We start from the raw sequence: 25,384 nt of genomic DNA, 5'->3' as shown, positions 1-25,384 counted from the left end.
CCTAGCCGACCGGGGCGGTCGTCCGGATCAGGTGATCGAACGCCGAGAGGGCCGCTGTCGCACCGGCTCCCGCCGCGATGACGATCTGCTTGAACGGCACCGTCGTGCAGTCGCCGGCGGCGAACACGCCGGGGACCGATGTCTGGCCACGCTCGTCGACGACGATCTCGCCGCGCTTGGACAGCTCGACGCTGCCTTCGAGCCACTCGGTGTTGGGCAGCAGGCCGATCTGGACGAAGACGCCCTGCAGGTCCAGCTGGTGCGACTCGCCGGTGGTGCGGTCCTGGTAGGTCAGGCCGGTCACCTGGTCGCCGTCGCCGAGGACCTCGGTGGTCAGCGTGCTCAGCAGGATGTCGACGTTGGGCAGGCTGCGCAGTTTGCGCTGCAGCACCTCGTCGGCGCCCAGCACCGAGTCGAACTCGATGAGCGTCACATGGGAGACGACGCCGGCGAGGTCGATCGCGGCCTCGACGCCGGAGTTGCCGCCGCCGACGACGGCGACACGCTTGCCCTTGAACAGCGGTCCGTCGCAATGCGGGCAGTAGGTGACGCCCTTGTTGCGGTAGTCGGCCTCGCCGGGCACGTCCATCGCGCGCCAGCGGGCGCCGGTCGCGAGGATGACGGTGCGGGCCGTCAGCGAGGCGCCGCTCTCCAGCGCGATCTCGATGAGGCCGCCTTCGTCGATCGCCGGCAGCAGCTTCGCGCCGCGCTGGGTCTTGATGACGTCGACGTCGTACTCGCCGACGTGGGCTTCCAGCGCCGCGGCGTACTTGGGTCCTTCGGTGTGCGGGACGGAGATGTAGTTCTCGATGGCCATGGTGTCGAGCACCTGACCGCCGAACCGCTCGGCGACCACGCCGGTGCGAATTCCCTTGCGGGCGGCGTAGATTGCGGCCGCGGCCCCGGCCGGTCCACCGCCGACGACCAGGACGTCGAAGGGGTCCTTCTCGGCGATGGCCTCGGCGGTGCGCTGCGCGGCGCCGACGTCGACCTTGCCGATGATCTGCTCGAGGGTCATGCGGCCCGAGTCGAACACCTCACCGTTCAGGAAGACGGTCGGGACCGCCAGCACCTTGCGCTGTTCGACCTCGTCCTTGAACAGCGCGCCGTCGATCGCGACGTGGCTGATGCGCGGGTTGAGGATCGCCATCAGGTTCAGGGCCTGCACCACGTCGGGGCAGTTCTGGCAGGACAGCGAGAAGTAGGTCTCGAAGTGCAGGTCGGCGTCGAGGCTCCGCACCTGCTCGAGCAGCTCGGGGGCTTCCTTCGACGGGTATCCGCCGACCTGCAGCAGCGCCAGGGCCAGCGAGGAGAACTCGTGGCCGAGGGGGATGCCGGCGAACCGGACCTCGACATCGGTGCCGGTGCGGCGGATGGCGAACGACGGCCGGCGGGCAGCAGCATCGTCGGAGTCGTCGGCCCGGGAGTAGGTGATCTTGTCCGACATTGCCGCGATCTCGGTGAGCAGGCCGGCCAGCTCGGCGGACTTGGGACCGTCATCGAGGGAGGACACCAGCTCGATGGGCACGGTCAGCCGCTCCAGCAGGGACTTCAATTGGCCGGCGAGTGCGGTGTCGAGCATGCGGATCAACTCCATCGAAATAGGAATGGTGGGCCGGTGTGGCCCGAAAGATGTTGGGGGCGAAGACTTCTGGACAGCGGTACGGGCCGGAGCCCGTACCGCCGACCAGCAGTGAAAACTAGATCTTGCCGACGAGTTCCAGCGACGGGGCCAGGGTCTCTTCGCCCTCTTCCCACTTGGCCGGGCAGACCTCGCCCGGGTGGTTGCGCACGTACTGCGCGGCCTTGACCTTGCGGACCAGCTCGGCGGCGTTGCGGCCGATGCCCTCGGCGGTGACCTCGGTGAACTGGATGATGCCGTCGGGGTCGACCAGGAAGGTGCCGCGGTCGGCCAGGCCCTCGTCCTCACGCAGCACCTCGAAGTCGGTGCTGATGCGCAGGGTGGGGTCGCCGATCATCGCGAACTTGATCTTGCCGATGGTGTCGGACGAGTCGTGCCACGCCTTGTGGGTGAAGTGGGTGTCGGTGGACACCGAGAACACCTCGACGCCGAGCTGCTGCAGCTCGTCGTAGTGGTCGGCGAGGTCGCCGAGCTCTGTCGGGCAGACGAACGTGAAGTCGGCCGGGTAGAAGAGGAAGATGGCCCACTTGCCCGCGATGTCGGCTTCGGACACGGGGATGAAGGTGCCGTTCTTGTACGCGGTCGCGGAGAACGGCTTGATCTGCTTGTTGATCAGGGCCACGGGAACCTCTCTCAGGTCACTGTCGGATGTCTTTACGGAGCCCACCCTAGTGCCATTTTCTGGACTAATTCCAGTTTAAAGAGGGCTGTTGTGGCCAGTCTCACAACCGCCGGCCTGACGGTCCCGACGCCCCAAACGCCAAGTGGGCGGCCAGGTTTCACCTGGCCGCCCACTCTGACGTCGAAAAACTACCCCTCGATGAAGGCTTCCAGCTGAGCGCGCGCGAGGTCGTCGGCGACCTGCTCCGGCGGGCTCTTCATCAGGTAGGCCGAGGCCGGCAGGATCGGGCCACCGAGGCCGCGGTCCTTGGCGATCTTGGCGGCGCGCACGGCGTCGATGATGATGCCGGCCGAGTTGGGGGAGTCCCAGACCTCGAGCTTGTACTCCAGGTTCAGCGGCACGTCACCGAAGGCGCGACCCTCGAGGCGGACGTACGCCCACTTGCGGTCGTCGAGCCACGCGACGTAGTCCGACGGGCCGATGTGCACGTTCTTGTCGTAGACCTTGTCGGCCAGCGAGCCGGTCAGGTTCGAGGTGACGGCCTGGGTCTTGGAGACCTTCTTCGACTCCAGGCGCTCGCGCTCGAGCATGTTCTTGAAGTCCATGTTGCCGCCGACGTTCAGCTGGTAGGTGCGGTCCAGCGTGACGCCGCGATCCTCGAACAGCTTGGCCATCACGCGGTGGGTGATGGTCGCGCCGACCTGGCTCTTGATGTCGTCACCGACGATCGGCACGCCGGCGTCCTCGAACTTCTTGGCCCACTCCGGGTCGGAGGCGATGAACACGGGCAGGGCGTTGACGAACGCGACCTTGGCGTCGATGGCGCACTGCGCGTAGAACTTGTCGGCCTCTTCGGAGCCGACGGGCAGGTAGGAGACCAGGACGTCGACGTTCGCGTCCTTGAGGGCCTTGACCACGTCGACGGGCTCGGCGTCGGAGACCTCGATGGTGTCGGCGTAGTACTTGCCGATGCCGTCGAGGGTCGGGCCGCGCTGCACGATGACGTCGGTCGGCGGCACGTCGGCGATCTTGATGGTGTTGTTCTCGGAGGCGCCGATGGCCTCGGAGAGGTCGAAGCCGACCTTCTTGGCGTCCACGTCGAACGCGGCGACGAACTTCACATCGCGCACGTGGTACGGGCCGAACTTGACGTGCATCAGACCCGGGACGGTCGAGTTTTCGTCGGCGTCCTGGTAGTACTGCACGCCCTGCACGAGCGATGCCGCGCAGTTGCCCACGCCGACGATTGCGACGCGTACCTCGTTCGACTCAGACATGTGACGGTCTCCTTTTCCTACTCTTTCAGTGCATTCGCCGGGGGCGCGTGCGCTCAGGTTTGGTCGGCGTGGCCTTGTGACGGCGGTGCCGTCGGTCCGGCGGTTGCCACGCGCTCGGCAGCTATCAGCTCGTTGAGCCATTTCACTTCGCGCTCACTGGACTCGAGCCCGAGCTGATGCAGCTGGCGGGTGTAGCGGTCGAGTGAACTGCTGGCCCGTGCGATCGCCTCGCGCAGACCTTCGCGACGCTCCTCGACCTGACGGCGCCGCCCTTCCAGGATTCGCATCCTGGCCTCGGCGGGCGTCCGGTTGAAGAACGCCAAGTGCACACCGAATCCGTCATCGGTGTAGTTCTGGGGGCCGGTGTCGGCGACGAGCTCGGTGAACCGTTGCTTGCCGGCGTCGGTCAGTTGGTAGACGCGGCGGGCGCGGCGCACCTTGGTCGAACCGAGCGGCGCCGCATCTTCGACGATCAGGCCGTCGGCCTGCATGCGGCGCAGCGCCGGGTAGAGCGAGCCGTACGAGAACGCACGGAACGCACCCAGCAGTCCGGTCAGCCGTTTGCGCAGCTCATAGCCGTGCATGGGGGACTCCAGCAGAAGCCCCAGGATGGCCAGCTCCAGCACAGTGTCACCTCCCGACATGAATTGACGGCAACGCATATTGAGCGCTAGGACGCTTCAACACCTCGCGCCATAGTATCGCGCCGATATATACGGGGCCAATCGACTGCGCACATGGAGATGAACAGCACTCGATGCGGCCGTCAACACGGCCCGAACGAACGGCGAATCAGCCGGGGTAGTTGATCTGTTTCTGGTTGCCCTCGGGGTCGAGCTCGATGTAGCCGCTGTTGTTGAACTTGCCGGACACGTAGATCGAGATGGTGACGGTGTCCTGCGGCGCGGTGATGTCCTTGCTGCCCTTGATGGAGATGTAGACGGTGTTGATCTCGTTGCGCTTGATGCCCAGGGTCTCGGGTGCGCCGTGCAGGATTCCGGTGATCTTCTCGAAGTTGAACTTCCCGAGGTCGACGACGCGTTCGTCACTGCTCACCGTCGTGGTGTCGGGGTCGTCCCAGCCGCCGCGGTAGTCGTACCGCAGCACCCGGCGGGGTTCGCCCGGGTCGGGGCGCTCGAGGATCGCGTAGTCCGGGTAGATGGTCAGCTCGTAGCCGGTGGTATCGCCGAACTTCTTCTTCATCTGGGTGAACAGTCCGGTCAGCCCGCCGAGCGACTGCAGCTGGCGCGGCGGGGTGAGCACCACGGGAGCGACGCCGTCGGGCTTGGCACCCGGGTCTTCGGCGGCAGTCAGCGGGGACTGGCCGGGCGCGGCGTAGAAGCCCCAGCCGATGGCGATACCGACCACGAGCATCACCGCGGCGCCGGCGGCCAGGATGCCCCAGCCGGTCGACCGCACCGCGCGGCCCGCACCCGTCTTCAACGGAGGCAGCTTGACCGACGAGTTCGCGGTCTGCAGATCGGTCACCAGCGACCGCAGTTCGCCGAGGGTGACGGCCCGGGTCGCCGCCGCGACGCGCTGCCGATGCTCCTCGGCGGACAGCTGGCCGTCGGCCAGTGCCGTGTCCAGAATCTGGCAGGTGTCGTTGCGGTCGCTGTCTTTCGCCCGGGTCGCTGCGGTGGCCACCGGGAAAGCGTAAAGGTCAGGTGGTACGCCCGCGTGAGCCCGGCCACAAGCCGTTTACCGCTGTACCTATCGAGCCGGCTACAACCCGGCTACATGCGCGCCATCACGCGTCGGCGCTCAGGTGCCCGACGTACTCTGGTCAACGTGCGATTGCAGCGGCAGGTGGTCGACTATGCGCTCCGGCGCAGGTCGCTGCTGGCCGAGGTCTACTCGGGCCGTACCGGCGTCACCGAGGTGTGTGACGCCAACCCCTACCTGCTGCGCGCAGCAAAATTTCATGGTCGTACCAGTTCGGTGATGTGCCCGATCTGCCGGAAAGAACCGCTGACATTGGTGTCGTGGGTCTTCGGGGATCATCTCGGAGCGGTGTCGGGTTCGGCCCGCAGCACCGAGGAGCTCGTCCTGCTGGCGGCCAAATTCGACGAATTCGCGGTTCACGTGGTGGAGGTATGCCGCACTTGCAGTTGGAATCATTTGGTCAAGTCATATGTATTAGGGACGCCGAGTCCCCCGAAGGCGGCGAAGCCTCGTGGCACCCGCGCGGCGCGCTCGAAAGCGCGCACCGCCAGTGAGTGACGGGATGAGCGGGGCTGGGCGCCACAGCCGATCGGACAACGACGCGACCAGAGGACCGGGCGCCGGCGCACCGCAAGGACGCCCCGGACCCGTGCCGCCGGATGACCGTCGCACCATGATCCTGCCGCCCGTCGGCAAGGCCGACGATGCGCGGCTGCGGGATCCGATCGACGCCGTGAAGGCAGCGCTCGACGGCACCAAGCGGCCGGGCCAGGCTCCGGTCGGCATGGGCGCGGGCATGAACCCGCCACCGAAGTCGCCGCCTCCGCCGCCCCCGCGGACCGGCGGCGGAAGTGGTGGTAACTCCGGCGGTCCGAAGTTGCCGCAGTTCAAGTGGAACTGGAAGGTGTTCCGCCGGCTCTGTTACGCGGGCGCCGTGGTGTTGTTGGTGCTGCCGATCGTCACGTTCGCGATGGCGTACCTCATCGTCGACATCCCCAAGCCGGGCGACATCCGGACCAACCAGGTGTCGACCATCCTGGCCAGCGACGGTAGCGAGCTCGCGAAGTTCGTGCCGCCGGAAGGCAACCGCGTCGATGTCAACATCGACCAGATCCCGGTGCACGTCCGCAACGCGGTGATGGCCGCCGAGGACCGGGACTTCTACACCAACCCGGGCTTCTCGTTCTCCGGCTTCGCGCGGGCGTTCAAGAACAACATCTTCGGTGGTGACCTGCAGGGCGGGTCGACCATCACGCAGCAGTACGTGAAGAACGCGTTGGTCGGTGACGCCCGCTCCGGCGTGGGCGGCCTGGTCCGCAAGGCCAAGGAATTGGTGATCGCCACCAAGATGTCGCGGCAGTGGTCGAAAGACGAAGTGCTGCAGTCGTACCTGAACATCATCTATTTCGGCCGCGGCACCTACGGCATCGCCGCGGCGTCGAAGGCCTACTTCGGCAAACCCGTCGAGCAGCTCGACGTGGCCGAGGGGGCGTTGCTCGCGGCACTCATCCAGCGGCCGTCGACGCTGGACCCGGCCGTCGACCCGGAGGGCGCCGCCGAGCGCTGGAACTGGGTGCTCGACGGCATGGTGACCATGGGCGCGCTGTCCAAGGAGGACCGCGCACAGCAGAAGTTCCCGGCCACGGTGCCGCCCGAGCAGGCCCGGCAGCAGAACCAGACCGAGGGCCCCAACGGACTGATCCAGCGGCAGGTGATGAAGGAGCTGCAGAGCATCTTCAACATCAACGAGCAGGCGCTGAACACAGAGGGGCTGCAGGTCACCACGACCATCGACCCGAAGGCGCAGGCGGCGGCCGAGGACGCGGTGTCGAAGTATCTGGACGGCCAGGCCGACGACATGCGGGCCGCGGTGGTGTCGGTCGATCCGCACACCGGCGGCATCAAGGCGTATTACGGCGGCTCCGACGCCAACGGCTTCGACTTCGCGCAGGCCGGCCTGCCGACGGGTTCGTCGTTCAAGGTCTTCGCGTTGGTGGCGGCCCTCGAGCAGGGCATCGGGCTGGGGTACCAGGTCGACAGCTCGCCGGTGACCGTCAACGGCATCAACATCACCAACGTCGAGGGCGAGGGCTGCGGCACCTGCAGCATCGCCGAGGCGCTCAAGCGGTCGCTGAACACCAGCTACTACCGGTTGATGCTCAAGCTCAAGCACGGCGCGCAGGACGTCGCCGATGCCGCGCACAAGGCCGGTGTCGCCGACAGCTTCCCGGGCGTCGAGCACACGCTGTCCGAGGACGGCAAGGGCGGTCCGCCCAACAACGGCGTGGTGCTGGGGCAGTACCAGAGCCGCGCGCTGGACATGGCGTCCGCTTACGCGACGCTGGCGGCGTCCGGCGAGTACCACAAGCCGCACTTCGTGCAGAAGGTCGTCAACGGCGACGGGCAGGTGCTGTTCGACGCGGCGTCCCAGGACAACTCGGGTGAGCAGCGGATCCCGAAGGCCGTCGCCGACAACGTGACCTCGGCGATGCAGCCCATCGCCGGCTACTCGCGCGGCCACAACCTGGCCGGTGGCCGGCCGTCCGCGGCCAAGACCGGCACGGTGCAGCTCGGTGACACCGGCGCCAACCGCGACGCATGGATGGTCGGCTACACGCCGTCGCTGTCCACCGCGGTGTGGGTCGGCACGACGAGCGGGACGCAGCCACTGGTGAACAAGGGTGGCGGTCCGGTGTACGGCTCGGGGCTGCCGTCGGACATCTGGAAGTCGACGATGGACGGCGCGCTGAAGGGCACCGACAACGAGTCGTTCCCCAAGCCCACCGCCATCGGCGGCTACGCGGGCGTGCCGCAGGCGCCGCCGGTGGTCAAGCCGCCGACGCCGGATGATCAGCAGGGTCCGCCGCCGGGCGCACCGACCGAGACGGTGGTCCAGCCGACGCTCGTCGTCGCTCCGGGCATCACGATCCCGTTCGGTCCGCCGACCACCATGCAGGTGGCCCCGCACCAGGATGCGCCCCCGCCGCCCGGTGGTGGCGACCCGAACCAGCCTGGCCCCCCGCCGCCGCCGTGACGGTCGACGAACCAGACGAGTCCGGCGTCCCGACGGTCTCGCCGGCCCGGCTGGCCCGGGACCTGCGCAGCGCCGACGACCGCGACCTGCCCAGCCGGACCGACGTCATGGGTGCGGCGCTGTCCGGTGTCGTGGGCGGGCCGGTGGGCCGGCACGCGATGATCGGCCGGGCGCCGTTCCTCACCCCGTTCCGGGTGCTGCTGATCATCGCGCTGGTGTTCCTCGGGCTGGGCTACACGACCAAGGCGCCGTGCCTGGTGACGACGGGCACGGGTACCGCCGATCAGCGCGTCGCCAACTGGCAGAACCAGCGCGCCTACTACGAGTTCTGCTACTCGGACACCGTGCCGCTGTACACCGCGGAGCTGCTGAACCTGGGCAAGTTCCCGTACAAGTCCAGTTGGATCGAGACCGACAGCGCGCAGAAGCCGCGCGTCCAGTACGACGGCACCCGCGCGATCCGCTACATGGAGTATCCGGTGCTGACCGGCATGTACCAGTACGCGGCCATGTCGGTGGCCAAGACCTACACGGCGCTGTCCAAACTGGTTCGGATGCCGGTGGTCGCCGAGGTGATCATGTTCTTCAACATCTCAGCGTTCGGGCTAGCACTGGCCTGGATGGCCACCGTGTGGGCGACCATGCGCATGTCCGGCCGGCGGCCGTGGGACGCCGCCGTGGTGGCCGGCTCGCCGATCCTGATCTTCCAGGCGTTCACCAACTTCGATGCCCTCGCGACGGCGTGTGCGGCCGGCGCCATGTTGGCCTGGTCTCGCCGAAAACCGGTGGTGACCGGTGTGCTGATCGGCGTCGGGGTGGCCCTGAAGCTGTATCCGCTGCTGTTGCTGATCCCGCTGGTGCTCCTGGCGGTGCGCACCGGCAAGTGGCGGCCGGTGGCCAAGACCGCGATCACCGCGCTGGTCACGTGGATCGTGGTGAACCTGCCGATCATGGTGATGTTCCCGCGCGGGTGGTCGGAGTTCTTCCGGCTCAACACCCGGCGCGGCGACGACATGGACTCGCTCTACAACGTCGCGAAGTCCTTCACCGGCTGGGGCGGGTTCGACACCAACCTCGGTTTCTGGGAGCCGCCGACGGTCCTCAACACCGTCACCGCGTTGCTGTTCGTCTTGTGTTGTGCGGCAATCGCTTACGTCGCGTGGACGGCGCCGCAGCGGCCGCGGCTGGCGCAGCTGGCGTTCCTGGTCGTCGCCGCGTTCCTGCTGACCAACAAGGTGTGGAGCCCGCAGTACTCGCTGTGGCTGGTGCCGCTGGCCGCGCTGGCACTGCCTCATCGTCGAATCTTGTTGGCGTGGATGACCATTGATGCGCTGATCTGGATTCCGCGGATGCTGTACCTGTACGGCGACCCGAAGCTCGGGCTGCCCGAGCAGTTCTTCACCACCACGGTCCTGCTGCGCGACATCGCGGTGATCGGCCTGTGCGCGTTGGTGATTCGCGCCATCTACCGGCCGGAGGTGGATCTGGTTCGCTGGGGTGGCCGCGTGGACGATCCGTCCGGCGGCGTGTTCGACGAGGACGACGACAATCCGCCACGCTGGTTGCCCGCCCGGTTGCGGCCCCGCCCGATCGTCGTCGCCGAACCCGAACCCGATCCCGACCCGGAACCGGAGCTCGCGCCCACGGCATAAATGGGCTGCGTTCCGGCGCGCGCGGTGGCAGGGTCGAGGGCGTGACCGACCTGACGTTCTCCGATTCCGTTGTCATCGATACCGATCCCGAAACCCTCTACGCCCTGGTCTCCGACGTGACCAAGATGGGCCAGTGGAGCCCGCAGTGCAAAGCGTGCTGGTGGGAGGACGAGGACGGCGGCCCGGTGGCCGGCGCCTGGTTCAAGGGCCGCAACGAAACCAGTGACAGAACCTGGGAGACGCGCAGCCAGGTGGTCGTCGCCGAGCCCGGCCGCGAGTTCTTCTGGGAGGTCAATGGCGGTTGGGTTCGCTGGGGCTTCACGCTGGATCCCGCCGACGGTGGCACGCGCCTGACGCAGTCGTGGGAGTTCCTGCCGGCCGGCATCGCGGGCTTCCACGAGCGCTGGTCCGACGACGCCGACGCCCAGATCGCGCTCCGGACGAAGTACGCGAAGGAAGGCATCCCGCTGACGCTGGCGGCGATCAAGAAGACGGCCGAGGCCTAGGTTTCGCGGCGTACGTCGCTCTCTCCCTTGGCAACTTCGATCCGGAGCCGTCAACTTGCCTTGACGGTCAATGAAAGTTGACGGCTCGGGATCGAACATGTCCAGAGGAGAGCTCTCTCGAACTCAGCCCTGGTACGACGGCGGGTACTGCGGAAAGTGCTGCGGCACAGCCCGACCCTGCTCCGCCCTGATCCACGCGGTGGTCGACGGCAGCAATGCCAGGACCATCGTGATGATCGGGAATGCCAGGCCCAGAAGGGCGCTGACGACACCTTCGGGCGAGTACCAGTCGTCCGACGTCACGGCGGTGGTGAAGACGGAGGTCATCAGGTTGCTCACGATGGCCACCGCGCAGCCACTGACCACGAGCCACCGGCCGAGCATCTTGCGCCGGAAGAGCAGCACTGCGCCGGCGATGAGCAACACGCTCAGCAGCGTGCCCAGCACGAGCGCGATGATCACCACGGCGACCAGTCCGATGGCCAGAACGCCGAAGATGCTGTCGAGGAATTCGACATCAGAGCGGTCGAAGTTGCTGCCGATCGATGCGATGACGATCAGGAAGAACAGCGAGACCGCGGTGATGCCGAGGCTGAGCAATCCGCCCAGCGCCGCCAGCACGCCGGCGGTGATCGCGGTGCCGCCCCTCGGCTGGGCTGGTGCCGCCGGCGGGACGGGGTAGGCGCCTGGCTGCGGGTACTGCGGATACGTCATGTTTTCCCTCTGGCGCCGGGCCCGTCCACTCAGCCCTGGTACGGCGGGTACGGCGGAAAGTACTGGGGTGCAATGGGGTTCTTCTTGGCAGCCAGCCACGTCGTGGTCGACGGCACCAGGGCCAGCGCGATGGTCGCGATAGCGAAGAAAATGCCCACGACGTCGCCGCCGATACCGCGGCTATAGGAATACTCGCCGAACGAATCGGGCGTCGACGTGATGTTGATCAGGGCGCTGAGAATGGAAATGCCGCTACCTGCGGCGATCAGCCAGCGGCCGACCTGCTTGCGCAGCAGCAGCGTCAGCGCTCCCGGCAACATCAGCGCCCCAGCGATGATGTTGAGCGTCACGATGGTTATCAGGCTTCCCCAGCCGACGTCGGCAGCCGAGTCGTGCATCATGGCGGACAGTCCGAGCGCCTGGGCGACCCCGCCGAAGAAGTGCGTCAACCCGCCGAGCAGTGCCAGCACACCCGCGGTGATTGCCGTGCCGCCGCCGGGCGCCGCGGCTGGCATGGGCGGAAACCCACCCGGATAGCCGCCCGGCTGTGGGTAGACCGGCTGGGCCGGATACCCCTGCGGATACCCCGGATGCTGGGGGTACCCGGGCTGCCCCGGAATCCCTTGGCCGTACGGCCCCTGCGGATACGTCATGCGTCCCCCTCGCTGACAAACGGTGAAGCCAGCCTATCGGCGGGTCGCGTATACCGGGGTCGCAGAAGGCTTTTGCATCGACTGTGAACTGACGCCGCGAAAGTTCGAGTAGCCGTGCGCGTGGATTCGCAGTCCACACCGGCCGCCCACCTCAGCGCTGATATGGCGGCGGGTATTGCGGAAAGTATTGCGGCGCAACGGGAGCGCGCTTCGCCTGAATCCATCGGGTGGTCGAGGGCAGGAAGGTCAACACGACGGTCGCCACTGAGAAGATCACGATCGGGACGGTGATCACCGCCCCTACAGTGCTATCCCCGTCCGCATTTGCGCCCAAGAAGGCTCCCAGCCCGAACGCGAAGATCGGCACGCATCCGACGCCGATGAGCCAGCGACTGGCCGGCTTGCGCGACAGCAGCATGAAGCCGCCGACCAGGATGAGCAGACTGCCGATGACCGAGATCCCAAGGAACAGGTGGCCGACGTGTGCCGGAGAGCGGGTTGCGAAGGGGCCCGGTTCTTTCGTGAGGGACTCCACCAAAGCCATGGCACCGAGGCAGCCATGCAGCAGTCCGCCCATGATCGCCAGCACGCCCGCGATGACCCCACCGACCCCGCCGGTCGACGCGGGCGGCACGGGTGCGGGCGGAAAACCGCTCGGAGAGGCACCCGGAAAACCGCCCGCCTGCGGGTATCCCTGCTGGTAGCCGGGCTGGGACGGGTAGCCCTGTGGATACCCCGGCTGCTGCGGGTAACCGGGCTGCCCCGGGAAACCCTGGCCGTAAGGCCCCTGCGGATACGTCATGCGTCCCCCTCGCCGACAATGATCTCGGACCCAGCCTAGCGATCTTGACGGCCCCGTCAGGACAGCTCTTCGGAGAGCCGATTTCGCAGCTCAGGGGCTCTTCGGGTAACCTGACCCGGTTGCCGACGCAGGCGACCCTCCTGCCACGGAACACGCCGTGGCCGATACGACCATAGGAGGTGATGGGTTCCACATGCGTCCATACGAAATCATGGTCATTCTCGACCCCACACTTGACGAGCGCACCGTAGCTCCGTCGCTGGAGACGTTCCTGAACGTCGTCCGCAAAGACGGGGGCAGCGTCGAAAAGGTGGACATCTGGGGCCGTCGCCGGCTGGCTTACGAGATCGCCAAGCACGGTGAAGGCATCTACGCGGTTGTCGACCTGAAGGCCGAACCGGCCACGGTCAACGAGCTCGACCGTCAGCTGAACCTGAACGAGTCGGTGTTGCGTACCAAGGTCCTGCGGACCGACAAGCACTAGAAGCACCGAAGCTCTGCGGATTTGTCGCGGGCCTTGCGTAGGCTCGCGCCTAATTCACCCAATCCGTCCCAGGAGGATCTCGTGGCTGGTGACACCACCATCACCGTTATCGGAAACCTGACCGCTGACCCGGAGCTGCGTTTCACGCCGTCCGGTGCTGCTGTTGCGAACTTCACCGTGGCCTCGACGCCGCGGATGTTCGACCGGCAGAGCAATGAGTGGAAGGACGGGGAGGCGCTGTTCCTCCGCTGCAACATCTGGCGCGAGGCGGCCGAGAACGTCGCCGAGAGCCTGACCCGGGGGTCGCGTGTCATCGTGACCGGCCGGCTGAAGCAGCGCTCGTTCGAGACCCGCGAGGGTGAGAAGCGCACCGTGATGGAGGTCGAGGTCGACGAGATCGGCCCGTCCCTGCGGTACGCGACGGCGAAGGTGAACAAGGCCAACCGCAGTGGCGGAGGCGGTGGCGGCTTCGGCGGAGGCGGCGGGGGTTCCCGTCAGTCCGCTGGTGGCGGCGCTCCGGCCGACGACCCGTGGGGCAGCGCCCCGGCTTCGGGTTCGTTCGGCGGCGCCGACGACGAGCCGCCCTTCTGATCCACGTAATTGGCTGGGCAACCAGCTAGACCCAGAAAGAGAAAGACATGGCCAAGGCCACCAAGCGGCGTCCGGCGCCGGAAAAGCCGGTCAAGACCCGCAAGTGCGTGTTCTGCTCCAAGAAGGCGCAGACCATCGATTACAAGGACACCGGACTGCTCCGGACCTACATCAGCGAGCGCGGCAAGATCCGTGCCCGTCGCGTCACCGGTAACTGCGTGCAGCACCAGCGCGACATCGCCATCGCCGTGAAGAACGCCCGCGAGGTTGCGTTGCTCCCGTTCAGCTCGTCGACTCGATAGGGAGGACTGAGAAACATGAAGCTCATTCTGACCACTGAGGTCGACCACCTGGGTTCGGCCGGCGACACCGTCGAGGTTCGCGACGGCTACGGCCGTAACTACCTGCTGCCCCGCGGCCTGGCCATCGTGGCCAGCCGTGGTGCCGAGCGTCAGGCCAACGAGATCCGTCGCGCGCGTGACGCCAAGACGGTTCGCGACCTGGACCACGCCAACGAGCTGAAGCAGGCGATCGAGGCCCTCGGCCCCGTGTCGCTGGCCGTCAAGGCCGGTGCCGACAGCGGCAAGCTGTTCGGTTCGGTGACCGCGGGCGACGTCGTCGCCGCGATCAAGAAGGCCGGTGGCCCGAACCTCGACAAGCGCACCGTCGAGCTGCCCAAGGCGCACATCAAGTCGGTCGGCACCCACAAGATCGCGGTGCGTCTGCACCCGTCGGTCAACGTGCCGGTGTCGCTGGCTGTCGTCGCCGGATAGGCACGCGGTAGCTCAAACAGCAGAACGCCCGGGTGGAGTCAATCTTTGACTTCGCCCGGGCGTTTTCTGTTGACAACCGGCGAATTTTTTAGGCCAATCTGCAAACAGTGATCTACGCCGGCTGTTAACCTGCGCGGCCCCTTTCTGCCACGCGCACGCAACACAACACGCCCGAGATGGCTACCCGGCACGACACGCCGCACCAATTCCCATACACAGGCTCATAGGGGATATATAGGCCCTTGACCAGCAAGGTTGGGAATTTACCCGCGGGTATTCCACAAGTTCTCCCCAACCCGTCAACATCGTTGTCCACGTCTTTCCACATTTCATCCCCAGGGTTATCAACAGGGGTGGTTTCGGGACGCTCCAGCAACGCCTAACGTGATGCGTCGCGCGGCAGGTGAGCGGGCTTGCGAGCCCGGTCTGTCGGCGGGGTGAAGTACGGTCACAAGTAGCTCGTTCGAACATTCGTTTCATATCGATTTTCGGGAGGGGGAGCGCTTCGTGGCTGTCGCTGACGACCTGGGTCGTTCCGACATGGATGAGCCGCCCAGCGAGGATTTCGGCCGTCAACCGCCGCAGGACATGGCTGCCGAGCAGTCGGTGCTGGGTGGCATGTTGCTGTCCAAGGACGCCGTCGCCGACGTCCTGGAGCGCCTGCGTCCCGGAGACTTCTACCGCCCGGCGCACCAGAACATCTACGACGCGATCCTCGACCTGTACGGCCGTGGGGAGCCCGCTGACGCCGTCACCGTGGCCGCGGAACTCGACCGCCGGAGTCTGCTCAAGCGCATCGGCGGCGCGCCGTATCTGCACACTCTGATCTCCACCGTGCCCACCGCCGCCAACGCCGGCTTCTACGCCGGCATCGTCGCCGAGAAGGCCACGCTGCGCCGCCTCGTCGAGGCCGGCACGCGCGTCGTGCAGTACGGCTACGCGGGCACCGAGGGCGCCGATGTGGCCGATCTCGTGGATCGCGCCCAGGCCGAGATCTACGACGTCACCCAGACCCGCAGCAGCGAGGATTTCACCGTCCTGGAGGAGCTGCTGCAGCCCACCATGGACGAGATCGACGCCATCGCGTCGCAGGGCGGTATCTCGCGTGGCATCCCGACCGGCTTCACCGAACTCGACGAGATCACCAACGGTCTGCACCCCGGCCAGATGATCATCGTGGCCGCGCGCCCCGGTGTCGGTAAGGCGCTGGCGCTCGACACCCCACTGCCCACCCCCGGCGGCTGGACCACCATGGGCGACGTCTCGGTGGGCGACGAGCTGATCGACGCCAACGGCCGGCCCACCCGCGTGGTCGCCGCGACTCCGGTGATGGAGGAGCGGCCCTGCTACGAGATCGACCTGTCGGACGGCACCACGATCGTGGCTGACGCGTCGCACCAGTGGCCGACCGGCCGCGGCATCGTCACCACCGCAACCCTGCGGCCCGGCGCTGACCGGCTCGAGCCGGCGTTGACCGCCGGTGGGCTCGCGGTGCTCACCAAGCCCGTGACGATCACCGATGTGCGCCGCGTGCAATCGGTGCCGGTGCGCTGCGTCGAGGTCGACAACCCGGCCCACCTGTACCTGGCCGGCCGCTCGATGGTGCCAACGCACAACTCGACGATCGGGCTGGACTTCATGCGGTCCTGCTCGATCAAGCACCAGCAGGCCAGCGTCATCTTCTCGCTGGAAATGAGCAAGACCGAGATCGTCATGCGACTGCTCTCGGCAGAAGCCAAGATCAAGCTCGGTGACATGCGTTCGGGCCGCATGAGCGACGATGACTGGACCAAGCTGGCCCGCCGGATGAGCGAGATCTCCGAGGCGCCGCTGTACATCGACGACTCACCGAACCTGACCATGATGGAGATCCGGGCCAAGGCCCGTCGTCTGCACCAGAAGGCCAACCTGCGGCTCATCGTCGTGGACTACATGCAGCTGATGACCTCGGGTAAGAAGTTCGAGTCCCGGCAGCAGGAAGTCTCGGAGTTCTCGCGGTCGCTGAAGCTGATGGCCAAGGAACTCGAGGTGCCCGTCGTCGCGATCAGCCAGCTGAACCGTGGTCCCGAGCAGCGCACCGACAAGCGCCCGCAGGTGTCGGACCTTCGTGAGTCGGGCTGCCTCACTGCCTCGACGCGAATTCTGCGCGCTGATACCGGGGCCGAGGTCACCTTCGGTGAGCTGATGGCGACGGGGGAGCGGCCGCTGGTGTGGTCGCTCGACGACCGCAAGCGCATGGTCGCCCGGCCCATGACCAACGTGTTCTACAGCGGACACAAGGAAGTCTTCCTGCTGCGCCTGGCTTCCGGACGTCAGGTCGAGGCCACGGCCAACCACCCGTTCATGACGCTCGATGGCTGGGTGTCCTTGGGCGACTTGGCCGTTGGTGATCGTCTTGCGGTGCCGCGGCGGGTGCCCGAGCCCGTGCACACCGAGCGGATGGATCAGTCCGAGGTCATCATGCTGGCGCACATGATCGGCGACGGCTCGTGCGTGAAGCGCCAGCCGATCCGTTACGCGTCGATCGATGAGGAAAACCTGGCCGCAGTGTCCACGGCTGCGTGGCACTTCGGTGTGACGCCGATTCGCGACGAATATGCTGCGGCTCGCGTGACGACGCTACGGCTCCCCGCGCCTTACCGGCTGACGCACGGCAAACGGAACCCGATCGCCGCCTGGCTGGACAAGCTGGGGCTGTTCGGTAAGCGGAGTTACGAGAAGTTCGTTCCCCAAGAGGTTTTCGCGCTTCCCAACGATCAGGTGGCACTGTTCCTGCGACACCTGTGGGCCACCGATGGCTCGGTGCGATGGGACGCGAAGGTCGGAATTGGTCGCATTTACTACGCGACGACAAGCAGGCAGCTGGCGGATGATGTCGTGCAGTTGCTGTTGCGCGTGGGGGTACTTGGGCGGATCGCACGGGTCAAGAAAGCTGGCTATCGCGACTGCTGGCACGTCTACGTCGACCGCGCCGACAACCAGATCGCATTCGTGACGAAGATCGGGGTGCACGGCGCCCGTGGGGATAAGGCTCGTGAAGTTTTTCTCGAGTTGAAGAAGCGGACTGGGCGGCCGGGAAGTGACACCCTTCCGCCCGCGGTGTGGGATGTCGTGCGATCAAAGATGGCTGCGAAGGGCTGGACGAATCGCGATCTCAAGCTCGCGACGAATGTCGTTGCGTGCGAAGATCGTTGGAAGACTTCGCCTGGTCGGGACAAAGTTCACCGCATCGCAGCAGCTTTGGATGATCGTGAGCTGCACGACCTCGCCACGAACGATGTGTTCTGGGACGAGATCGTCGAGATCACGAGCATTGGCAAGCATGATGTCTACGACGGCACCGTGACAGGGACGCATAATTTTGTAGCTAACTGCATAACTATGCATAATAGTCTCGAGCAGGACGCCGACATGGTCATGCTCCTGCACCGCCCGGACTCCATCGACCGCGATGACCCGCGCGGTGGTGAAGCCGACATCATCCTGGGTAAGCACCGTAACGGCCCGACCGCGAATATCACTGTGGCACACCAGCTTCACTTCTCGCGGTTTACGAATATGGCGCGGTAAGGGTCACGCACTGTAGGTTCTCAAATTTGACTGCACTTTCTCACGCCTGACTGCACCACGGCTGCACTTGTGCAGAAAGACTGAGACACGCCGTCTGGAATCCGCAGAGCGGCATCTCCGAGATGCGATGGTGGCGGTATGCCGGAAGCGGGGGCACCGCCACTCCCGAATATCTCTGTGCGTTCAAGGGACTCCTTGACGGAGGCCTGCATGGAGTGGGATCGCGCTCCTCTTGAATTGATAAGCAATGCCGCGCCTTGGCGGACGTTCCGCTGGCTCCACGGTCAGAAGCACTATTCGGGTACCTACTGGTCGGCGACCGAGCGGGCGCATGTCATCTACGAATCTCGCCTGGAACTCGCACGGCTGCTGTTCGCGGACTTTGATCCCGCGGTTACTCGAATCATTGCGCAGCCGTTCCTGATTCGCACCTTAATCGACAGGCGTATGCGCAAGCACGTGCCGGACTACCTGCTGTTGACCGACAATGGACCGGTAGTCGTTGATGTGAAGCCGCGCTCTCAGCTCGATGAGCCAAAAGTCAGGCTCACTCTCGACTGGACGAGGACGCTCGTCGAACGGCGTGGATGGCGGTACGAGGTATGGAGCGAACCTCCGGCGACCGAGCTCGAGACCGTCCGCTTTCTGGCGGGATTCCGCAATGCTGAGCGTTTCGACCCGGAACTCGTCAACGCGCTGAAGGCCCGTGACGATCTTAAAGGCCGAACGTTGGCTCACGCGTTCTGCGAGTACCGCAATTGGACAGAGCCCATCGTGCGTTCCGCTGTTCTTCATTTGTTGTGGTGCAACCACTTTGCAGTGAGTGTCGACCAACCCCTCAGCCCCCGAACTGTCCTCAGGTAAGGAGCCCGCCATGAGCGATGGCCTCGTTCGTGTCAGTGTTGGCACCCGATTCATTCACGATGGCGAACTCATGCAGGTCGTGGAGATGCAGGCCGCCGCGACCGGCACGGTGGTTGTTCTTGGAGCTGCCTCAGGCGGGAGCACAGCTGTTATCCGGGTGGCATTGCGTGAGCTACTTGACGGTGGTCGAGCGCGACTACTGCCTGACGACAGCGGCCCGCAGGCTGACGACGATGTGGACCTCGCCAGCGTCCTCTTCGCAGCGATGTCGGACTTCGAACGGAATGAGCTCAACGAGCGTGCGGGACATGTGCGAGAAGTGTTGACGGGATATCGATCTGGATCCGCCGAACTTCCTGCGAAAGATGAACCACGGAATCAGTACGACCCTGGTATGTCGCTCACCAGCCGCTACACCGCCAAGGCGGCTGAACTCGGCGTTAGCCTGAGGACGATCAAGCAGTGGGTGGCCGACTTCCGCCGATACGGCGTCGCCGGGCTGGCACGAAAGCAGTCCAACCGCCAGAAGCCCCTTGGCAACGTCGACGACGTTTGGGGTGAAACAGCTCTTGAAGTGATGGTCGAGCACACGGACCAATCGAGGCCATCCCAGAGCATGGTCATCAGCCGAACCAACGCGAGGGTCATCGCACGCTTTGGCGAAGGAGCCGTCAAGATCCCTTCGCGGGCGACTGCGTACCGAATTCTCGCGGAGCTCGAGAACCGCCACCCCACGTTTCGGCACAGCACGAAACGCAACCGCGACATCGCGGACCGCCCTTCCGATGCCTATGGCAAGCTGCGCCCCACGAGGCCCGGTGAGTACCTGCTGATGGACACCACCAGGTTGGACGTCTTCGCATTGGACCCACTTACGTTGCGATGGGTTCAGGCTGAGCTGACCGTCGGAATGGACTGGTACACCCGCTGTATCACCGGGATTCGGGTCACGCCGGTGTCAACAAAGTCCGTCGACGCGGCAGCGGTGCTGTATCAGGCGTACAGACCGAGACCCGCGGGGACCGATTGGCCGGCTCAAGCGGTGTGGCCGGAGCACGGTATCCCACGAGCCGTGCTGATGGACGCTGATGCGATCGAGGGCCCGATTCGCACAGCGGCCGGTCCGGCGATAGTGCCCGAGACCATCGTCGTCGATCACGGCAAGATCTACGTGTCCGAACATCTGTGCAGCGTCTGCCAGCGCATGGGCATTTCAATCCAACCCGCACGGCTGCGGACAGGACGCGACAAGGGACCCGTAGAACGATTCTTTCGCACGCTCCGCGAATCCCTGCTCCAGGTCCTACCGGGCTACAAGGGCCCCGACGTCCACTCCCGCGGAGTCGATCCAGAATCAGAAGCGTTCTTCTACCTCGACGAACTCGAAGCAATCATCCGAGAGTGGGTGGCGGCGTTCTACCACCACGATCCTCACGAGAGCCTGCGTGATCCTTTCACGTCAGGACTGCTCATGTCTCCAGCAGAGATGTTCGAGCATGGCATGGCTCGGGCCGGGTATATAGAGGCACCCCGCGACCCTGATTTGGCATACGAGTTCCTGAACATGCAGTGGCGGACCATCCAGCACTATGGTGTCGATCTCGGTCGCCGATACAACGGTCCTGCGCTCAATCCCTACCGCAATGTCACTAGTCCACACACTGGAAAAGCCAAGGGGCGCTGGCCCATCCACTACAGCCCCGACGACATCACTCGCGCCTACTTCCGAGATCCCGAGACGCGGCAATGGCACACATTGACGTGGGAGCACGCGCCGTCCATGGACATGCCTCTTAGCGAAGATGCGATGACGTTCGCCCGGAAACTGGCTGCCGCCAAGTACACCTATCCAGATGATCGGCTGGCGATAGCCGACCTCTTCGAACGTTGGAACCTCGGCCTGGGTGACACCCTCGCCGAGCGCCGTATGGCCCTACGTCTATCCCGTGATGCCGTCCTGCTTGACGAACTTCCTTCGAACAATGACGTTGCCGCCTTGCCGTCGGTGGCACGGGTCCTTGCCGCCACCGAACATCCTGAAGAATCCCAGAGCGAGAGGGTTGAAGAGCCCGACCCCGAGACCGGTGATGATGATCTGGACGAGGATGTAGACGAACTCCATGCCGAAGACTTCGACCAGGATCTGGATGACTTCTACGCAGACGCTCTGGAGGACGCGTGATGGCGAAACAGACGCAGCCACCCAAGGAATCTGAAGCCCGCCTGGACAATCTCACACTCTCCCGAAAAGAAGGCTGGCTCCGCTTCGTCAATACACCGGCTCGCATCACGCCGGAAGCGTTGACCCGTAACGAACTTGAGCAACTTGGTGCCGAGGCCTTCGACGACTACAACCGACAACGGCGCGAATGGCACGCCAACCTGGGCCCAATCAACACGCCACAAATGGCGGCTCTGCACGAGGACCTTTGGGACATCGTCGACAGCAACGTCCAAGACGGTGACAAGGCCAAGGGCGCCGTAGCCATCGACGCATTTCCGGGCCTGGGCAAGACCACCACGGTGCTGGATTTCGCCAAGAAGTTTCACAAGCGCGAGATCAAGGAGCAAGGTAGCGAGACCGCAGGTGGCAACGAACGTTGGCCCGTGAGCCGAGTGGGGCTGACCGGGAACACGGGGATGGTGGAATTCAACCGTGCCATGCTGTCATTCTTCGCTCACCCGGGAATGTCCAAGGGCAACGCCGCCCACTTTGCACACCGAGCACTTGATTGTGTGCTGGCGTGCGAGACGAAGCTACTTATTGTCGACGACCTGCACTTTCTGCGCTGGCGAAACACCGCCGGAGTCGAGATCAGCAACCACTTCAAGTACATCGCCAATGAGTTTCCCGTCACCTTGGTCTTCGTCGGAGTCGGTCTCGCCGCGCGAGGACTCTTCTCTGAGGGGCACTCGTACGAGGATGCCGTGATAGCTCAAACTGGCAGACGTACAACAAAACTCGATGTCCAGCCGTTTGTGACAACGACCGACAAGGGTCGTCGTGAGTGGCGCCAGCTCCTTCTCGCGCTGGAGAAGCGGATCGTGCTGGCTGACAAACGACCCGGAATGCTGGCAGATGACCTATCGGACTACCTCTTTGCCCGCAGCACGGGGCACATCGGCTCGCTGATGACGCTGATCAACCGCGGCTGTCAACGGGCCGTGCGCACCGGAGCCGAGTATCTGTCGCGCGAGCTGATGGATTTGGTCAAGAATGACGCCGCCTCGGAGAAGGCCCGTCAGGAACTGGAAGTGGCCTTCGAATCACGTCGCCTGACCACCAGGATCGGCAAGGCCGGATGAGTTCGGTGCGGACGCTGCCGATCCGTGTCGCGCCAGTTTCCGGCGAGGCACTGGATTCGTGGCTTGAAGCGATCGCCCACCGCACCAACACCATGCACGCCGACCTGCTCTCCGCAGTGGGGCTGAAGGCGCAAAAAGGAATGGGCATCAGCACCTGGATGGTCCAGCCGGCCGCCAGCGAAATCGAGTCGCTCAGCGTCGCTACCTCCCTGCGTGCCGATCTCCTCGAATCAATGGTTTTGCCGCGCTACTCGGAGAGGGCGTTGCGGATCAGCCCCGACGGAAAGACCCTGAGTCGAACCTTCCCGTGGGGGCGAGGCAGGGGATCACGGTTCTGCCCGAAATGCCTCGAAGAGACGGACGGCCGATGGCAACTCAGCTGGCGCCTTGGCTGGGCATTCGCCTGCACAGTGCACAACTGCCTGCTGGCGGACGCGTGTCCGGAATGCGGGGTGGTCCAGCGGCTCCGAACTCACATAGGCGACGTTGTGCCCCAGCCCGGTCGTTGTGCACACCCCGCCCGCGACGCAGTTGGCCGGGCTCCCGAGCGATGCGGAGCTGATCTGACAACAGTGTCAACGGTGACCTTCGACGCAGAGCACCCGGTCGTTCGCGCCCAACAGATCATCAACGCTGTGATCGAGAGCGAGACAGCGGCGTTCGGGGTCTATCGGCTGCATCCGCAGCCGCGTATCAACGTTCTGTCGGACATTCGCGCCGTCGCCGGCCGGATACTTGCCTACGCCACCACTGAGGATCTGAAAGCCACCATCACACCGGACCTACTGGTCACACACCAATCGGTGGATGAGCGTCAGCCTCGACGCTACGCACCCGCTCAAACTGATGCCAAGCCTGGCCTGGCGGCCCCGGCCCGCGCCGCCACGGCTGCGGTAGGTGCAGTCGGTGCGATCGACGTGTTGAACAGCAGCGATGTCTTTGCAGCCGGTGACTCATTGCGGTGGCTGATCATTTCATCGCGGGACCGGGGATCCGCGGTCTCCGCAACAAACATCGCATGGGGCAAGAACACAACGCCGGTGCTGAGCGCCGTCCAGTTGGCAGCACTCGGGCCACTCCTAAAGCCGAGCGATCAGCTACGCCATCGCGTCGGCACCGCATTGCCAAACCGGCCGACGGCGGACAAGCGCCGCGCAGAGGTGCTGGCCCAGGGCCTACCTACCATGCTCTGGCGCGCGTGGTCGCTTCGAATGGCCATCCCTGATAGCCACCAACGTCAGCTGCGACCGGCGCTCTCCAGTGCTCTGCTGCTGGTCAACAGCAGGCTCAATCTCGACGAAGCCGCAACGATGATCGACAGTCCCCTCGACGGCCACGCGGTATCCCGCGTGCTGCAACTCCTGGAGAAGCAGGCTCAGTGGGACGGACTTCGCCTTGGGTTGATCCGCATGGCGGACTACCTCGTCGATTGCCGCAGCCCCATCGACTACCGCCGGCGGCGCCAGCTCGACTACTCCATGCTGCTGCCCGACAAAGTGTGGACGCAGATCTGCCGCGACACCGGCACTCCGGGGGTCCGCTCGATCCGAGCTAGGATCGCACGAAGCCTGTTGTTCGAGCGCCTCAGCGGACTTCCTGCCAGTGCTTCGTCAATGTTCCCCGATAGCAATGCATTTCGCACCCAAGTCGCCGACTTCCCCCGCTACCTGACGACCGAACTTCACCAAGCCCTCGACAAACACGCACAAGAGTTTCTCGCCGACCAAGGCGTCTCAGGCGAACCATCTGTGTGGGAACCCCCTGCGGCACTACTCGATGGACTGGACCTACCAGGAGACGATCCCGGCAAGGTGAAGATTAAACACCTCCACCGCGCCGCCACGACCGACGGAATCAAGATGGGCGCAACCGCGAAGTTGCTCAATACCAGCCTTGACACGGTGCGCTATCTGCTGGAGATCCACCCGCCACCGCCGCCGGTGCGATCCGGGACGACTCCGTACAACCGGGCATACGTCACCGCGAAGGCAGCTCTTCCGCGAGAACGACTGCTCGAACTCTACGAACGTCAACACATGTCCTTACGCGACATCGCCGAATTCGTCGGAGTCAGCCGTCAAGTCGTCGGCCGGATCGCCCGCGACTACGACCTGGCACTCCGCGAACCCGGTCTGAAAGCTCGCACCATCATCGAACGCGACTGGCTGCACGACCAATACGTCAACAAGCGCCGGACTTTGCCCGATCTCGCGAAGGAAACCGGGATGAGTACCGCAAACATGGCTCGATGGGCAAAGACTCACGGAATCCCGCTGCGTGCTCGCGGCGGCCCCAGCCATAGTTCCGCCATGGCGGCCGCCGATGACGCCGCGGACGCGCCAGAACTGCTGAGGCCGGTGCTGGCTGGTGTAGGTGGGCGAGAGCGCCTCGAACGATTCGTCGCGGCATCGAGCTTCAGCACGCTCACCGCGGCCGCCGAGAACTTGGGCATCCACCAGTTCACGTTGGTCAACCAGATCAATCGCATCGAGCGTGAACTCGCCACGAAGCTGTTCATCCGTGCAGAGCGTGGCCGACCCATGGAACTCACCGACGACGGCGAGCGCGTCGTTGCGGCCATTCGGTCCTATCGAGACGGTAGTTGGCCGTAAGTGGCCTTGGGCGTCAATTGCAACCTGGAGGGATCGGGCCTTGGACTGGGCGTCGATCAGGTACGGGACGGCATAAGTTCGTGATAGACGTACCTGCGATGACTGGACACGACCTCAGCCGCGGAATGCCCCGGCCCGCGCAATTCGCTCCCGACGACGCTGGCGCACATGCGGACGCACTGGAGCGCATCCTGCGCCGCATCCCGCAGCGGTGGGGACGCGAGATCAGCCATGGACCAGGCTGGTATCCAATCGTCGTCGCCTGTCATGAACAACTCGTCGCTATCGATCCGGACTACGTTGTGCACCAAGTCAAACAAAAGTACGGAACGCTCAACTATTACTGCACGTCGGATGCAGAACTGACGCCTGAGCAGTGGGAGGCCTTCGACGCCATCACCGATCAAGCAGCTCGTGTGTCGGCCGTCACCTGCGAGCTCTGCGGAGACCCTGGCGAAATGTGCGAGCGCAGGGAGTGGTTCAAGACTCTTTGTGTGCCGTGCGGGGAGCCTCTCGGCTACCTCAGCGTCGCAAGGAAGGGCGGCGCAGTCGAACAACACTGACAGCGGGAGGCGCCCGCCCTAGGGGGTGGGGCGATCACGACGACTTGAAGAATG

General features: G+C 65.0%; 22 protein-coding genes. 14 read left to right on the top strand and 8 right to left on the bottom strand.

The genetic code is table 11. The annotated features are described in order from the left end of the window. Position 1 precedes the first annotated feature (1 nt). The 5 genes from ahpF to ACZ5IQ_RS29350 form a co-directional block, all read right to left on the bottom strand. Positions 2–1,582, bottom strand: coding sequence for an alkyl hydroperoxide reductase subunit F (gene ahpF, locus ACZ5IQ_RS29370; protein WP_464481518.1), 1,581 nt, complete (start codon positions 1,580–1,582; stop codon positions 2–4). Positions 1,583–1,700: 118 nt separating this feature from the next. After that, the gene (ahpC, locus tag ACZ5IQ_RS29365; RefSeq protein WP_073695125.1) at positions 1,701–2,264 is read right to left on the bottom strand and encodes an alkyl hydroperoxide reductase subunit C; all 564 of its coding nucleotides are present in this window, start codon (positions 2,262–2,264) and stop codon (positions 1,701–1,703) included. A 188-nt stretch (positions 2,265–2,452) separates the two neighbouring features. Further along, complete coding sequence (locus ACZ5IQ_RS29360) at positions 2,453–3,541, bottom strand: inositol-3-phosphate synthase (protein ID WP_073695126.1); 1,089 nt, start codon at positions 3,539–3,541, stop codon at positions 2,453–2,455. A gap of 53 nt (positions 3,542–3,594) precedes the next feature. Further along, entirely contained in the window at positions 3,595–4,167 is a 573-nt protein-coding gene (locus tag ACZ5IQ_RS29355; RefSeq protein WP_020099852.1) for a PadR family transcriptional regulator, read from the bottom strand. A 166-nt stretch (positions 4,168–4,333) separates the two neighbouring features. After that, on the bottom strand, positions 4,334–5,188 hold the full coding sequence (locus ACZ5IQ_RS29350; RefSeq protein ID WP_464480616.1) for a DUF1707 SHOCT-like domain-containing protein: 855 nt from the start codon (positions 5,186–5,188) through the stop codon (positions 4,334–4,336). 144 nt (positions 5,189–5,332) lie between these two features. On the opposite strand from ACZ5IQ_RS29350, the gene ACZ5IQ_RS29345 reads away from it, so the two are divergent. The 4 genes from ACZ5IQ_RS29345 to ACZ5IQ_RS29330 are packed head-to-tail and all read left to right on the top strand — an operon-like array spanning position 5,333 to position 10,398. Further along, entirely contained in the window at positions 5,333–5,764 is a 432-nt protein-coding gene (locus ACZ5IQ_RS29345; RefSeq protein WP_020099850.1) for a DUF5318 domain-containing protein, read from the top strand. Positions 5,765–5,768: 4 nt separating this feature from the next. Next, entirely contained in the window at positions 5,769–8,240 is a 2,472-nt protein-coding gene (locus tag ACZ5IQ_RS29340; protein ID WP_464480615.1) for a transglycosylase domain-containing protein, read from the top strand. Then, positions 8,237–9,892 carry a glycosyltransferase family 87 protein gene (locus ACZ5IQ_RS29335; protein ID WP_464480614.1) on the top strand — a complete coding sequence of 552 codons (1,656 nt, stop codon included), beginning with the start codon at positions 8,237–8,239 and terminating at the stop codon, positions 9,890–9,892. The genes ACZ5IQ_RS29340 and ACZ5IQ_RS29335 overlap by 4 nt, the downstream gene beginning before the upstream one ends. Before the next feature lie 41 nt (positions 9,893–9,933). Further along, a complete protein-coding gene (locus ACZ5IQ_RS29330; protein ID WP_133428091.1) occupies positions 9,934–10,398 on the top strand; it encodes an SRPBCC family protein in 465 nt (154 codons plus the stop codon). A gap of 123 nt (positions 10,399–10,521) precedes the next feature. On the opposite strand, the gene ACZ5IQ_RS29325 is transcribed toward ACZ5IQ_RS29330, so the two are convergent. The 3 genes from ACZ5IQ_RS29325 to ACZ5IQ_RS29315 all read right to left on the bottom strand — a co-directional run bounded on the left by ACZ5IQ_RS29325 (position 10,522) and on the right by ACZ5IQ_RS29315 (position 12,567). After that, on the bottom strand, positions 10,522–11,112 hold the full coding sequence (locus ACZ5IQ_RS29325) for a hypothetical protein (protein WP_064857461.1): 591 nt from the start codon (positions 11,110–11,112) through the stop codon (positions 10,522–10,524). A 29-nt stretch (positions 11,113–11,141) separates the two neighbouring features. After that, on the bottom strand, positions 11,142–11,765 hold the full coding sequence (locus tag ACZ5IQ_RS29320; RefSeq protein ID WP_082934499.1) for a hypothetical protein: 624 nt from the start codon (positions 11,763–11,765) through the stop codon (positions 11,142–11,144). A gap of 151 nt (positions 11,766–11,916) precedes the next feature. Then, positions 11,917–12,567, bottom strand: a complete 651-nt coding sequence (locus ACZ5IQ_RS29315; protein ID WP_464480613.1) for a hypothetical protein — start codon at positions 12,565–12,567, stop codon at positions 11,917–11,919. Between the two features lie 193 nt (positions 12,568–12,760). Here ACZ5IQ_RS29315 and rpsF point away from each other — a divergent pair, with 193 nt between their 5' ends. The 10 genes from rpsF to ACZ5IQ_RS29265 all read left to right on the top strand — a co-directional run bounded on the left by rpsF (position 12,761) and on the right by ACZ5IQ_RS29265 (position 25,330). Continuing rightward, positions 12,761–13,051, top strand: coding sequence for a 30S ribosomal protein S6 (gene rpsF / locus ACZ5IQ_RS29310; protein WP_020099843.1), 291 nt, complete (start codon positions 12,761–12,763; stop codon positions 13,049–13,051). A gap of 81 nt (positions 13,052–13,132) precedes the next feature. Beyond that, on the top strand, positions 13,133–13,642 hold the full coding sequence (locus ACZ5IQ_RS29305) for a single-stranded DNA-binding protein (protein WP_064857464.1): 510 nt from the start codon (positions 13,133–13,135) through the stop codon (positions 13,640–13,642). A 47-nt stretch (positions 13,643–13,689) separates the two neighbouring features. Continuing rightward, positions 13,690–13,944 (top strand): 30S ribosomal protein S18, encoded by a 255-nt coding sequence (gene rpsR / locus ACZ5IQ_RS29300; protein ID WP_020099841.1) that lies wholly within the window; start codon positions 13,690–13,692, stop codon positions 13,942–13,944. Between the two features lie 15 nt (positions 13,945–13,959). Then, entirely contained in the window at positions 13,960–14,415 is a 456-nt protein-coding gene (gene rplI / locus ACZ5IQ_RS29295) for a 50S ribosomal protein L9 (RefSeq protein ID WP_061003395.1), read from the top strand. Between the two features lie 507 nt (positions 14,416–14,922). Next, a complete protein-coding gene (locus ACZ5IQ_RS29290; protein WP_464480612.1) occupies positions 14,923–17,985 on the top strand; it encodes a replicative DNA helicase in 3,063 nt (1,020 codons plus the stop codon). 210 nt (positions 17,986–18,195) lie between these two features. Further along, a complete protein-coding gene (locus ACZ5IQ_RS29285) occupies positions 18,196–18,849 on the top strand; it encodes a TnsA-like heteromeric transposase endonuclease subunit (RefSeq protein WP_464480611.1) in 654 nt (217 codons plus the stop codon). A 10-nt stretch (positions 18,850–18,859) separates the two neighbouring features. Then, positions 18,860–21,031, top strand: a complete 2,172-nt coding sequence (locus ACZ5IQ_RS29280; protein ID WP_464480610.1) for a transposase — start codon at positions 18,860–18,862, stop codon at positions 21,029–21,031. After that, positions 21,031–22,155 (top strand): AAA family ATPase, encoded by a 1,125-nt coding sequence (locus tag ACZ5IQ_RS29275; RefSeq protein WP_464480609.1) that lies wholly within the window; start codon positions 21,031–21,033, stop codon positions 22,153–22,155. The genes ACZ5IQ_RS29280 and ACZ5IQ_RS29275 overlap by 1 nt, the downstream gene beginning before the upstream one ends. Next, entirely contained in the window at positions 22,152–24,767 is a 2,616-nt protein-coding gene (locus tag ACZ5IQ_RS29270; protein WP_464480608.1) for a TniQ family protein, read from the top strand. Before ACZ5IQ_RS29275 ends, ACZ5IQ_RS29270 begins: the two co-directional genes overlap by 4 nt. 98 nt (positions 24,768–24,865) lie before the next feature. Then, entirely contained in the window at positions 24,866–25,330 is a 465-nt protein-coding gene (locus ACZ5IQ_RS29265) for a hypothetical protein (RefSeq protein WP_207558573.1), read from the top strand. Positions 25,331–25,384: the final 54 nt, after the last annotated feature.

It is taken from the genome of Mycobacterium toneyamaense (assembly GCF_055384815.1).
Note: the sequence above shows the minus strand (reverse complement) of the source record. Positions and strands in the feature narration are given on the sequence as shown.

What these genes read in the sequence shown, in the direction of transcription:
- ahpF (WP_464481518.1), bottom strand. Translation starts at nt 1,582, where the DNA reads ATGCTCGACACCGCACTCGCCGGCCAATTGAAGTCCCTGCTGGAGCGG.
- ACZ5IQ_RS29360 (WP_073695126.1), bottom strand. Translation starts at nt 3,541, where the DNA reads ATGTCTGAGTCGAACGAGGTACGCGTCGCAATCGTCGGCGTGGGCAAC.
- ACZ5IQ_RS29340 (WP_464480615.1), top strand. Translation starts at nt 5,769, where the DNA reads ATGAGCGGGGCTGGGCGCCACAGCCGATCGGACAACGACGCGACCAGA.
- ACZ5IQ_RS29325 (WP_064857461.1), bottom strand. Translation starts at nt 11,112, where the DNA reads ATGACGTATCCGCAGTACCCGCAGCCAGGCGCCTACCCCGTCCCGCCG.
- ACZ5IQ_RS29320 (WP_082934499.1), bottom strand. Translation starts at nt 11,765, where the DNA reads ATGACGTATCCGCAGGGGCCGTACGGCCAAGGGATTCCGGGGCAGCCC.
- ACZ5IQ_RS29315 (WP_464480613.1), bottom strand. Translation starts at nt 12,567, where the DNA reads ATGACGTATCCGCAGGGGCCTTACGGCCAGGGTTTCCCGGGGCAGCCC.
- rpsF (WP_020099843.1), top strand. Translation starts at nt 12,761, where the DNA reads ATGCGTCCATACGAAATCATGGTCATTCTCGACCCCACACTTGACGAG.
- rpsR (WP_020099841.1), top strand. Translation starts at nt 13,690, where the DNA reads ATGGCCAAGGCCACCAAGCGGCGTCCGGCGCCGGAAAAGCCGGTCAAG.
- rplI (WP_061003395.1), top strand. Translation starts at nt 13,960, where the DNA reads ATGAAGCTCATTCTGACCACTGAGGTCGACCACCTGGGTTCGGCCGGC.
- ACZ5IQ_RS29285 (WP_464480611.1), top strand. Translation starts at nt 18,196, where the DNA reads ATGGAGTGGGATCGCGCTCCTCTTGAATTGATAAGCAATGCCGCGCCT.
- ACZ5IQ_RS29280 (WP_464480610.1), top strand. Translation starts at nt 18,860, where the DNA reads ATGAGCGATGGCCTCGTTCGTGTCAGTGTTGGCACCCGATTCATTCAC.
- ACZ5IQ_RS29275 (WP_464480609.1), top strand. Translation starts at nt 21,031, where the DNA reads ATGGCGAAACAGACGCAGCCACCCAAGGAATCTGAAGCCCGCCTGGAC.
- ACZ5IQ_RS29270 (WP_464480608.1), top strand. Translation starts at nt 22,152, where the DNA reads ATGAGTTCGGTGCGGACGCTGCCGATCCGTGTCGCGCCAGTTTCCGGC.
- ACZ5IQ_RS29265 (WP_207558573.1), top strand. Translation starts at nt 24,866, where the DNA reads ATGACTGGACACGACCTCAGCCGCGGAATGCCCCGGCCCGCGCAATTC.